The sequence below is a fragment of the Porphyromonas uenonis 60-3 genome, from assembly GCF_000174775.1.
Classification (GTDB): Bacteria; Bacteroidota; Bacteroidia; order Bacteroidales; family Porphyromonadaceae; genus Porphyromonas; species Porphyromonas uenonis_A.
Map to the genome: position 1 here is coordinate 23,739 of NZ_ACLR01000009.1, position 12,867 is coordinate 36,605.

The 12,867-nt window shown below is 54.4% G+C and carries 7 protein-coding genes; all 7 read left to right on the plus strand.

What is annotated here, in order from left to right; translation table 11 throughout:
- The first annotated feature begins 34 nt into the window (after window positions 1-34).
- The 7 genes from PORUE0001_RS00295 (at window position 35) to PORUE0001_RS00330 (ending at window position 12,355) form a co-directional block, all read left to right on the plus strand.
- Window positions 35-1,471 carry a fimbrillin family protein gene (locus tag PORUE0001_RS00295; protein WP_007364436.1) on the plus strand — a complete coding sequence of 479 codons (1,437 nt, stop codon included), beginning with the start codon at window positions 35-37 and terminating at the stop codon, window positions 1,469-1,471.
- 809 nt (window positions 1,472-2,280) lie between these two features.
- Window positions 2,281-4,284, plus strand: a complete 2,004-nt coding sequence (locus PORUE0001_RS00305; RefSeq protein ID WP_039865101.1) for a glycogen debranching enzyme N-terminal domain-containing protein — start codon at window positions 2,281-2,283, stop codon at window positions 4,282-4,284.
- Window positions 4,285-4,336: 52 nt separating this feature from the next.
- Entirely contained in the window at window positions 4,337-5,194 is an 858-nt protein-coding gene (locus PORUE0001_RS00310; RefSeq protein WP_007364418.1) for a hypothetical protein, read from the plus strand.
- A gap of 53 nt (window positions 5,195-5,247) precedes the next feature.
- Window positions 5,248-6,504, plus strand: a complete 1,257-nt coding sequence (locus PORUE0001_RS00315) for a glycosyltransferase family 4 protein (protein ID WP_007364424.1) — start codon at window positions 5,248-5,250, stop codon at window positions 6,502-6,504.
- A gap of 24 nt (window positions 6,505-6,528) precedes the next feature.
- Window positions 6,529-7,785, plus strand: coding sequence for a glycoside hydrolase family 57 protein (locus PORUE0001_RS00320; protein WP_007364439.1), 1,257 nt, complete (start codon window positions 6,529-6,531; stop codon window positions 7,783-7,785).
- A gap of 31 nt (window positions 7,786-7,816) precedes the next feature.
- Window positions 7,817-9,928: a M3 family metallopeptidase gene (locus PORUE0001_RS00325; RefSeq protein WP_007364430.1), complete on the plus strand. Its 2,112-nt coding sequence runs from the start codon at window positions 7,817-7,819 to the stop codon at window positions 9,926-9,928.
- 12 nt (window positions 9,929-9,940) lie between these two features.
- Window positions 9,941-12,355, plus strand: a complete 2,415-nt coding sequence (locus tag PORUE0001_RS00330; RefSeq protein WP_007364435.1) for a lamin tail domain-containing protein — start codon at window positions 9,941-9,943, stop codon at window positions 12,353-12,355.
- Window positions 12,356-12,867 lie beyond the last annotated feature (512 nt).

Consider the following 12,867-nt stretch of genomic DNA (forward strand, 5'->3'; position numbering starts at 1 on the left):
AAATAATCAATAAACACCTAAATACCAACTAAACATGAAGAAACTACTTGTCGGTGCACTAGCACTACTCGCACTCACTGCCTGTAACAAGGACAACAAAGGTGAGTGCCTACAGCAGGAGGCGATGCAGTTTGGGTCAAACATCCCAGCGCTCAACCTCCGTATGGCCGGCAATGCCTTCGAGGCAAACGATGCCATCGGTATCTCTATGACTGGTGACGCTACCGCTACCAACGTAGAGTACAAGACCACCGCAGGAGGCGCTACCGCCACCTTCGCACCCGCCGCTACTGGACTAACCTTTGCCGAGGGGCAGACGGTCAACTTCGTTAGCTACTATCCTTATAGCGCTAGCGCTACGACCAATCTAGCTATCGACCTGACCAACGATCAGACCGATGTCCTCTACTCCAATAACCTAACAGGTATCAAGACTGCTAAGGCTGCTAATGGAGCTAACCACGTACTACAGTTTACGCACAAGCTAGCTCTCGTGAGCTTCACCATGACTGGTCTACCCGCTGGTACGACTATTACCTTAGCACAACTAGAGGGCATTGTCACCACCAGCTCGATGAAGATTGCTGATGGTACGCTTACCAATGGCACGGCAAAGGCTACGCAAAAGCTACAGCTCGCTGCTGGCACCTTTGCTCCAACGATCGTCATCCCTGCTACCAATGCTAATGCTAAGCTCGTCATCAAGCTGAGCGACGGCAAGAGCTACAGCTACACCTTCGCTAGCCTCGCTCTCCAGTCTGGCAAGAACCACAAGTTCAACGTCACCCTCGCATCTGGCGCCATCACAGTAGATCAGGTCAATGGTCAGATCACCGACTGGGACGTCGTAGATGGTGGCAACGTAACCGTTGTTCCCGACAACACGGGTGGCGTAACACCACCTCCTACGCCACAGCCACAGCCTGGAAATGCTGAGCTACTCTTCCCCGGTGCTGACTTTGAAGACTTCGCCGCTTTCAAGGGTACGCTAAACAAATTCGGTCTGAAGAACTATGCAACTGAAGCTGCTGGTGCTGGTCGCAACGGTAGTAAAGCTCTCCACATCAAGGGTACGCCTAAAGACAATGACTATGTCTTTACCGCTACAAATAAGGAGGGCAAAGACTTCAATGGCAAGACCAAGATTACCTTCTATATCAAGGGTACAGTTACTGGCAAGAGCCTATCGTTCAATCTGTATCCTGAGGATAAAACAGCCCCAGACCTATTCGTGACTAAGAAGGGTGAGAAATACTATACTTACAACTTAGGAGTTGTCAACGACGCTGAAGCTAATCTGTCTGTTGCTAAAAACAATCAGTACAATGGTAGTATTACCGCTACTGACTGGGTTAAGGTAACGCTGGACATCACTGGTAGGTCTATAGCTAAGAGTGGTAATCTCATTGCATTCAAGGTCGGCAAGGGAGTAGCTTGGGATCTATACATCGACGACATCACGATCGAGTAGTCAGTCACACCAGCGAGCCTCCGTCGCCTAGCGCGAGAGGCTATCCGCTAACGAATAAACGTAGGGACGTACGGCGTTGCGCTGTATGTCCCTACGTTCGTTTTATCCCGAAGAGAGACTGTTGCATAAAGGCGAATCGCTGTGTTGCTTTCGGGATTCGGCTTCGGTCACATACGGAGGTATGCTCCCTTCAGACCTCACCCTCAGCGCCTTGCGCTTCATCCTTTCTGCAAAGTCTAGACAATCTTGCAAGCAAGATTGTGAGACTGTTGACTTTTGCAACAGTCCCGAGGAAATCGGAAAGCGCCACGGAGCAAACGAACATTCCCCACGGAGCCGGGATATAAAAGTTCGGAAGAATGAAATGAAACTTCGGAAGAATGAAATCAAAGTTCCGAAGGATTCCTCCGTTCCTCGCAGGATAATCCACGATCTCCACCGAAGAATTGGTCGATTTCCTCGATAGTACCGTCGGTGAGGTCCGTCCGTATCATGGGTCAGTCCTAGTTAGACCATATTGCCACCTAGGTGAAAATGGATTTTCATAGGGAAGAAAATCCATTTTCATGGGGAGGAAACTAGAGTTTCATGCAGAAGAAACTGGAGTTTCATGCGGGAGAAACTAGAGTTTCATCGGTGAGAAACTGTTCGTTTAGCGGGAATTTAACCGTCGTTCAGCGGTTAATTCGTATCTTAGCAACGCAGAGAGGGTTATCCTCAGCGCCACTTGTCACGTGACCACCGAGGCGCTAGCGCTGATCGGGAGTAGGGGAGTGGTGGTGTCGTTGCTTCCAAGTAATTTACTATCTATGAGTTATCTCAAGTTTGACCGTACAACACTTTCTAACCTAGACCGCTCGCTACAGCTGGAGCATATACGCTCGAACCGTGGGGGCGCCTTCAACTGTACGACCCTCGTGGGGTGCAACACGCGCAAGTATCACGGTCTGCTCGTGGTGCCGCTGCCTCACCTGAGCCGTCACAATCATGTCCTCCTCTCGTCGCTAGACGCTACGGTGATACAGCATGGGGCGGAGTTTAACCTCGGGGTGCATCTCTACGGCGATGGCACGGTCTATCCCAATGGGCACAAGTACATACGAGAGTACAACATAGACAAGATGCCCCGCACGATATACCGTGTGGGCGGGGTGGTCCTACAGCGGGAGTCGATCTTCTGCCACTACAAGAATCAGGTGATTATCAAGTTTACGCTCCTCGACAGCCACAGCGAGACCACGTTGCGGTTGCGCCCTGTGGTCGCCTTTAGGGATGTGATCCTCCTATCGCATGAAAACGATACCGCCGACACGACCGTCCACCCAGTCGGCACGACGGGCGTGCGCACCTGTCTCTATGAGGGTTATCCCGATCTATACATGCAGGTGGATGCCCCCTCGCATTGGGTCGATGAGGGGTACTGGATCAAGAATCTGCACTATCCTAAGGAGCAGATACGAGGGTACGAAAGTTGCGAAGACCTCTATTCGCCTGGCTACTTCGAGATGGATCTGCGCAATGGTGAGTCGGTCTACTTCACCGCACAGCTAGAGGAGGTGGACGTGACTACGTTGCCAGCGCTCTTTGACTCGGAGGTGGCGCATCGCAAGGCGCGGGTAGATCTGCAGAGCTGTCTGCGCAACGCTTGTAGCCAGTTTTACTACAAGCCAGAATCCAATAGACACTACATCCTCGCGGGCTTCCCCTGGTATGGGGTTCGGGCGAGGGACGAGATGGTTGCTTTGCCTGGTTGCTCGATCTACAGTGATCATCCAGAGCGCTTTCACAATGTGATGAGCACCTTCATACGGAGCAGCATCAACTTCATCAAGCAGATAGCGCTCCCGCTAGATATGGAGGGTGTGCGTGACCCCGACGTGGGGCTCTGGGCGATACGTGCTATACAGCTCTTCCTCGCTGAGTATCCGGACGACAGCCACCGCACCTTCTATCTAGACTTCGTGGGGCGCATCATTGACTACTACCTGAGCGACCGCCACCCGATCCTGCGCATCGAGCCTAATGGACTGCTCTATGCCGAGGGGAGCGGCACGCCTCCAGTCACCTGGATGGACTCAACGATAGCGGGTCAAGCGGTCGTGCCACGACGGGGCTATCTGGTGGAGGTAAACGGCTTGTGGTACAATGCGCTCTGCTTCTACCGTGAGGCTCGTGGCGTGGGCTTTCCCAAAGAGTTGGCGGGCGTGATCGAGCGCCTAGAGCCAGCCTTTGAGCAGACCTTTGTCAATCCTTATGGCTACCTATATGACTACGTGACCAAGGAGGGGTATCGTGAGCGGGCCGTCCGTCCCGATATGCTGATAGCTATCTCGCTACCGTTCTGCCCGCTGAGCCGTGCTAAGCAGCGACAAGTGCTAGGGATCGTGACCTCTGAGCTACTCACGCCAAAGGGTATTCGCTCGCTGAGCCCCCGCAGTGAGGGTTATGTGGAGCAGTGCAGCGGGCTTCAGGAGCAGCGTGAGCATGCTTACTATAATGGCTCCGCGTGGCCGTGGCTACTGGGTGCCTACACGGATGCCTATCTGAAGATCAATGGGCGTAGCGGTGTGACCCACCTGGCGCGCCTGCTCGGGGATATACAGGATGAGCTACAGCATCACGGTATCTCGACACTGAGCGAGCTGTACGATGGCAACCCGCCCTACGACAGTCACGGCGGTATCTCCTTTGCGATGAGCTGTGCAGAGGTCTTGCGCGCCTTGGTGACCCTGGAGCGGTACAACAGCGAGGAGACCCCTCTGGCCAACTACCTATACTATACAACCAGCAACGAAGAGCGTCCTACAAGATGAGAGGATCAATAAATACCCTTACCATTGAAGTGTAACTAAAGCCTACGAAACAATGAGACACCAACTACTATTACTAACCATACTACTTAGTTGCGGGCTGATCGTCTCGGCACAAAATACTTGGGATGGTCTCCTTACGACAGTGGAGCATCCGACAGATCCAGCGCGAGGGCGTGTCCTTGCCATTATGACTAATGATGCGTACATCCCGATACAAACCAAAGATGGTGTCTATGCTTCAGCAACCGACCCGCTACTACTAAGTGGTAAGTCTATCCAGCTAGACAGTATCTACCACTTCGTCTGCAATCGTGAGGGAGACAGCTACCACTACGACTTTGAGCAACTATACAAAGGGGCAAAGTATGTCACGGCTGAGGGTTGGTTCGTAACTGCCCTTATGGGTGAAGACCCCAATACAGGGGTCGTGATACCAGGAATAGAGAGTTTCTTCCTAACTAAAGATAAGGTTCGTATGGACGATGCGTTTACCGAATGGGGAGGTATAGTAACCGCCTTGGGTGGATGGACTCGCAAGCACCTTTATGCCGTGAATAGAGACTTGACATTCACTACTCCCCCGGACTCTATATATACCATTAGGTTTGTAGAAATAGGCAGGAGCTATATGGCAACACACGTACTATCTTCCAAGCTGACAAGTATAGATTTGCCTACAGAGAGGAGCCTTGCTCCTATCATTAAGCTTGAAGATGAGAAGCTCCTTATCAGAAGCACTCGCCCCATTTCATTCGTTGAGGTCTATAGTCCAGAGGGGTATGCAAGTCGATATGAGACAGATGATCGGGAAGAGATTGTCATTCCTCTTCAATACGCTAGTCACTGTTCTGTAGTTCATATAGAATTTGCAGACGGCTCCACACCGTTCACTCAAAAGCTACTGCTTTGATAGAGATTGCCTCTTAACACGACAAGTGGGACCAATGAAGATGTTCTTGTAAGATGAGAGTATTGATGTACGGGTGGGAGTTTCCCCCACACATTTCGGGAGGGCTAGGCACGGCTAGCTACGGCTTGACCAATGGTATGGCCGAGCAGAGCGATATGGATATAACCTTTGTTGTGCCTAAGCTGTATGGCGATGAGGACACTTCGCACATTACGCTGGTTGGCGCTGACCGCACGCCGATCGTTTACCATGATCATAGTGCCGAGTACCTGCGCTCACGGCTACACAATGAGGCGGAGGTGAGCTTTTACCAAGCTGCGAGAGAGCATATCTACGATGACTTCCGCTATCGCTGTCCCAATGACTTGGGCTGTCTGGAGTTTAGCGGAGCTTACCCGGACAACCTGCTGGAGGAGATCAACAATTACTCGATTGTGGCGGGCGTCATAGCGCGGACGGTGCCGTGCGACATCATTCACTCGCATGACTGGCTCACCTACCCAGCGGGGATCCATACGAAGATGGTGACGGGGCGCCCTCTGGTGATTCATGTGCATGCGACTGACTTCGACCGCAGTCGTGGCAATGTCAATCCGCAGGTCTATGCGATCGAGCGGCAGGGGATGGACTACGCAGACGCTATCGTCTGTGTGAGCAACCTGACCCGACGAACTGTCATCGACAAGTATGGTCAGAGCCCGGACAAGGTCTTTACCGTCCACAATGCTGTCGAGCCACTTAGTCCTGAGCTATTAGCTTTGCCCAATAAGCAGCATACGGGCGACAAGGTGATTACCTTCCTGGGGCGCATCACCATGCAAAAGGGACCTGAGTACTTTGTCGAGGCGGCCCACAAGGTGCTACAGCATACCGACGGAATTCGCTTTGTGATGGCGGGCAATGGCGATATGATGGACAAGATGATCGACCTCGTGGCTCGCAAGCGTATAGCCGACCGCTTTCACTTTACGGGCTTCCTGCGAGGACAGCAGGTCTATGAGATGCTGCGCTCGAGCGATGTCTACGTGATGCCCTCTGTATCGGAGCCTTTTGGCATCTCGCCTCTAGAAGCTATGCAGTGTGGCGTGCCGAGCATTATCTCTAAGCAGAGTGGCTGTGCCGAGATCCTGCGCTACGCGATCAAGACTGACTACTGGGACGTGGACGCTATGGCCGACGCTATGCACGCTCTCGTCTCCTATCCGACGCTCCACGAGCATCTCAAGCAAAAGGGTATCGAGGAGGTCAACAATATCGTCTGGAGCAAAGCTGGACTGCGCCTCAGAGCTATCTATGACAGGCTTGTATAAACACTTAGACTTCTCCACCTTCCTATGATACAGATTATACTTCACTTCTACCTACACCAACCGTTTAGGCTCAAGAGCTACCCCTTCTTCAATATCGGTAGCGACCACTACTATTACGACGACTTTGCCAATGAGGAGATACTGCGTCAAGTGGTAGACCGCTCCTATAGACCAGCCCTCGAACTGATCGAGCAATTGATCGAGGCGCATCCCGACTTTAGACTTGCTCTCACGCTCTCAGGCTCGGTGCTGACGCAGATGGAGCTGCATACGCCAGACATGATCCAGCTGCTCAAGCGACTGGTCAAGAGTGGGCGCATCGAGATACTTGGCGAACCGATCTCGCACGGGCTCTGCGGGCTGTACGATGAGGAGGAGTATGCGAACCAATTGCGCATGTACCGCACCCGTATCAGTTCGCTCCTTGGGGTCTCTCCCGTGACGCTCTCCAATCCTGAGCTGATCTATAGCGACCGCATCGCACAGATAGCCCACAGCCAAGGGTACAAAGCGATCGTCACCGAGGGTGCCAAGCACCTCCTAGCGTGGAAGAGTCCTAACTACCTGTACAACGCAACGACCGAGGGAGTGTCTCTTCTGATGCGTCATGCGGAGCTCTCCGATGCGATCGCCCACGACTTCGCACGGTACGATAGTCCGCTCTATCCCTACACGACGGAGCGCTTCTTTGCGACGCTGGAGGCTGAGCAGGGCGACTATGCTTTGGTCTCTCTGCCACTGGAGACGCTCGGATCGGTATGGAGCCGTGAGACTGGCATCTTTGAGTTCCTCCGAGCTCTTCCCGAGCAGGGCTATAAGCGTGGCTTTACTTTTACCACGCCCCAAGAGATTGCTACGCACTGCACCCCGCAGGACACGATCCAGGCGACCTATCCAGTGAGCCGTATGGGCGAAGAGCGAGATACCTCGCTATGGACGGGCAATGAGCTACAGCAATGTGTCATACAGAAGCTCGAGGAGTGGGGCGAGCGCATCCGTCTCTCACGAGACCAGCGACTACTGGAGGACTGGATTAACTTGCAGGGCTCCGATCACCTCTTTTACATGACCACTAAGTTGGGCGGTCCAGGGGCTTTCTCGCCATACGAGACGCCTTATGCCGCTTTTACCAACTATATGAACGTCCTGAGCGACTTCCTCCTCCGTGTCTCTGCCGAGTATCCCACCTCTATGGGCAATGAAGAGCTCAGCGCGCTCCTGCAGACGATCGAAAACCAAAACAAAAAGATAGCTCAGCTGGAAGCTCAGCTGGCTAAGTAAACCAAATCAACCCGACTGACCCCTTATATATATGACCGCAAACACGCCTCAGGCGACAGCACTGCTAAGCGACCTCTTTACCGCTCCCGAGACTCCGTACGGGAGCTTCCCCTTTGACCAGTTCTTTGATCTCTCCTCCGCCACTGCCACAGAGCAGACGATGGAGACCTTCCGCACAGCTATGCAGGAGGCGATCACGCTACATCGTGCAGAGATTGACGCAATCACGGCACAGCGTGAGCCAGCCACCTTTGACAATACGATTCGTCGCTTCGAGGAGAGTGGAGAGGCGCTAGAGGCGGTCACGGGAGCCTTTTACAATCTGCTCTCAGCCTACTCGTGTCCCGAGATGATGCAGCTCTCGGAGACTTTCTCGGACTGGCTCAGCAAGCTGTCGACGGATACGCTACTCAACGAAGTGCTCTTCGCCCGCATTCGCTCCGTCTATGACCAGCGGGAGGAGCTGCACCTGGACGAGATAGACCTGCGCCTCCTGACCGAGAGCTACGAGGGCTTTGCGGACAATGGCGCTCTGCTTGTTGGTGCGGAGCGGGAGCGCTTTAGAGAGATCAATGAGCAGCTCAGTCAGTTGACCACACGCTTTGCGCAAAACAAACTTTGCGACGAGGAGTCCTGGACACTCTTCGTGCCTGCTGACGAAAGCGACCGCCTACGTGGCTTGCCTCAGCAAATCCTAGACGATGCTAAGGAGAAAGCACGCACTGCCTCCGAAGCGCATGGCGAGGGCTACCTCTTTGATCTGTCGGCTCCGCATGTGGGTGCCATCATGAAGCATTGTGCCGACAGAGAGCTACGCTACAAGATGTACTTAGGACGGGGTAGCGTGGGCAATCGTGACAATGCGCAGAACAATCGGCAGATCGTTTGTCAGATAGCTACGCTGCGTGGCGAGCTGGCACGACTACTGGGACATCCCAACTATGCGACCTACCGCCTCAAGCATCGTATGTGCAACAGCCCCGAGCATGTGGAGCAGCTCCTCGACGACCTGACGAAGTATTACCGACAGACCGCTCTTGATGAGTTGGACGAGCTGGACCGTGAGGCGGGCTTCGAGCTAGAGTCGTGGGATCTCTCCTATTATATGGAGCGGCACAGCGAGCAGACCTTTGGGGTCAAGGAGGAGGAGCTACGTCCCTACTTCCCGCTCTCGCAGGTCATCTCGGGCGTCTTTGCCATTGCCACACGGCTCTACGGCATCACCTTCGCACCTGCTGAGGAGGTCACCGTCTACCATCCCGATGTGCGCCCTTACCAAGTGCTAGACCGTGACGGAGCGCATCTCGGACTGCTCTACCTCGACTTCTTCCCCCGCAAGGGCAAGCGCAGCGGTGCCTGGATGAACAACCTACGGGAGTGGACGCCCACGCAGCGCCCCCATATCCTCCTCGTGATGAACTTCACCCCGCCGACGGCTGGCAAGGAGGCCATGCTCACGCTCTCGGAGGTGCACACGCTCCTCCACGAGTTCGGCCACTCGCTCCACGGCTTGCTTACGCAGACGCGCTACAGCTCCATGTCGGGGACCAATGTGGAGCGCGACTTTGTAGAGCTCCCCAGTCAGTTTATGGAAAACTATCTCCTCCAGCCCGAGGTGGTCACTGAGCTACTCTCTAAGCACTACCAGACGGGCGAACCGCTCCCCGCTAAGCTCCTCAACAAAGCGATCCAAGCGACTCAGTACCCCGTCGGTTACAGCACCATCCGACAGGTTATCTTTGGCAAGCTGGATATGGCTTACCACACTTTAGCCGAGGGAGAGAGCCTGCCCGACGACCTTTACACCTACGAGCGTGAGACCCTCCGAGGCACCACCCTGCGAGACAGAGAGCGTGACCCACAGCATCCGAAGCATATTGTCGCCACCGCTTTCAGTCACATCTTCGCGGGAGGTTACGCTGCTGGTTACTACGGATATAAGTGGAGCGAGATGCTCGCCACAGACGCTTTTGAGCGCTTTAGTAAGGAGGGTATTTTCTCTCCGACGGTCGCCTCCGACTTCCGGCATCAGATCTTGGAGCGGGGTGACGAGCTTGACCCGATGGAGCTCTACGTACGGTTTCGAGGACGCAAGCCTACGCTCGCTGCGATGCTCAAGCGTGACGGCATTACAGCTAACTAAAGGAGAAAAGCTATGCGCCTTCGCTGGATCTGGTTCGTACTCGTCTTAAGCTTGCTCAGCCGTTGGCCTGTCGTGGGGCAGTGGCAGGCGCATTTTGCCGATAGCGTGGCGCTCTCGCCAGCTGTGTGGCAGGGGACGCTGGACAAGTTTCGCTGTCATACCAGTAGAGGGTTACAACTATACGATGATAAGGCTAGAGGTATAACAAACTACGCTTACATCAAGACCAACGTCCCCCTCAGTAAGCAGATGACCTGGCATGGTAAGGTGCGACTGGACTACACTCCATCGACAGTTTCCAATGTAAAGCTCCCGCTCTACTGCTACGAAGCGCTAGATGACGGAACTTCCAACTATGTGGTGCTCAAGATGGAGGACAACCAGTGCTTGCGTCTAGCTGAGTGTCGTCTTATACTACAGAAGAATGGTCGAGTAAATACCTCCTTGACCAGCGAAATCTTGACCTACGACTACTTTAACGAGATGCGCCAAGAGGGTGGGGTCATCGACTTTGTCCTGCAGTACAATCCGACAGCCGAGAGGCGTTGGTCTCTGTGGGTCAGGCATCGAGACAGCGACCTCTATAAGTTTGTGGGCAGTGCAGGTAGCACGACTCCGTTCTCTAGCACGACCAAGAGCTACCCGCTCTTCTTCGCTTGCCAGTATAGCAAGTCCCGGTCGCAGCACAGTTCGCTGGAGTTCCTAGACATTTACCCTTCACTGGTCTCGCCTGACGAGCTACTCGGCGAGCGCAACGTGGTGCCTGCGAAAGACTTCTACAAGGCGTTCAACCAAAGAGACCCGCACACCGTCGAGGTGCTTTGCGCCGAACCTGCCGACCTCTCTACGGCGACCATTGCCGTGGCGCCTTCGTGGGGCAAGCTCACCACCGCTGCTGAGGGCAAGAGCATTTATATAAGGAGTGAGGTGGCGATTCCTGAAGGTGAGTATGCGGTCTCCCTACGAGGCGTACGCACTGCCAGCGGGCTTAAGGTGGAGAATGCGATCTACACGATAGCCGTCAACTATGACCAACCAAAGCCTCCGAGAGACCAATTTGCACTCACCTTTAGCGAGTTTATGGCTAATCCGCTAAAGGGTGCCTCCGAGTACCTTGAGCTACACAATCCCTCTGGTCAAAAACTCGATGCGAGTGACTACTCGGTCGGTGTACAGCGACGAGGCAAGGTGACCACGTGGTATCCGCTGAGTAGTCGCTCCTGTCCGATTCCAGCGGGTGGGTACCACGCCTTCACCACTTCGGTAGAGGGGATTACCGCTTTCTATGAGGCGCCGCGTGATAGTCTGACTCAGAGTGCGAGCTTGCCACAGCTTGCCAATAAAGGTTTCACCATCGAGTTGCTCCGCCATGCCGACTCAACGGTCGTGGAGACCTTTCGCTATGATCCAGCCCTCCTGGGTAAACTGCGTAGTCAGCGTGGCGTAGCCCTCGAGCGATACATCTCACCCACGGGCGACAAGAGCCAAGAGTTTTGGGGCGCTGCCATCCAGTCGGCACACTTCGCTACGCCTGGCCAGCGCAATAGCATTCGCCCCTCGGGCGGTTCGCCTAGTGACACGACCCACACCAGCGCTCTGCTGCCGCTCTACATTACCGAGATTATGGCTCGGCCTACGGTCGACGGCTCCGAGTACATCGAACTCTACAACCCCAACGACACCACGGTCAATACTGGGCACCTCGGACTGGTCATCGCACGCTCTGGTCACCCCTCCAAGGTCTGCCCGCTCCCGCCACACCCCGCAGGTGGCATCCCCCCACGAGGCTATCTGGCGCTCACTCCGAGCACGCACCCGCTGGAGCGACTTTACTATGCGAAGCCTGACAGCTTGCTCCTCTTCCCCGAGATGCCTCAGCTCCCTGATAGCGAGTGCGCTATACGGCTCGTTCAGTTGGCAAATGATAGCATCGTCGAGGAAGTTTACTACGATATTAACACCTTCCCAAAAGCACTGCAAAAGGTCAAAGGCGTAGCCCAGGAACGCATCATCCCAGACAAGCAATCGCAAGACTTGAGCAACTGGACGGCTGCCGAGGCGTGGGCTAACTACGGGACGCCTGGTCGGCAAAACAGTGTCTACGGGCACTCCTCCGCTTCTGGCGAAAGCCTTGACCTGCCGAAGCAACGTACGCTCCTATCGCTACCTCAGCTTGCCCGACTGGTGCTGCAGGAAATCTCAGACGGTGAGACCACCTGCACAGCAACGCTATACGCCGTGGCGGGCTATCCGCTCGCGCAGTATGACCACGCCAGCACGGAGACCCTCTGCCGAGCCATCGTAGAGCGACAGAGTCTGGCGGAGCTCTTGCCCGTGACCTACGCTACGCGTGCTATCCTTCTCGTGGAGCTACGCCATCCCGACCGCAAGCGCGCCTATCCCCTCGTCAGCATCATCGTCCTTTGAGATTTGCTGCTTTCGTATCGTGTTGCTTGTGTGGCGAATACGAGTCCCAAAAATAGTTCCCCTCTTGGAACTTTTCGGTTCCAAGGGAGGAACTCTTTAGTTCCAGCGGTGGAACTCTCCGATCCCCACGGAGGAACGAATAGATCCCAAGGGAGGGACGAAGAAATCCCTAGGGAGGAAATCCGAAATTCATCGGAACTTCGATTTCATTCTTCCGAAGTTTTATTTCTCGGTTCCGTGGAGAATCTTCGTTTCCTCGGTAGCTATTGGGCAATTCTTCCGTGGGGGGTGCGCTTGGTCGGCAAGGCTTCCCAGAAAAAAGCACCCCCACCTACTGAGCGGTGAGGGTGCTGATGCGATATGTTGCGGGGTGGCTTTCGTCGCTAAACCTATATTCCGCTAATCTTACGAGTAGCCCGGTGCTTTCTAAGTTCAAATGCAAGTAAAAAGCGAAGTTTTTTTCGTCTTGGATGCTCGGTCGACTTCTCTTCGTAACCGCTCGTCGGGGTGGG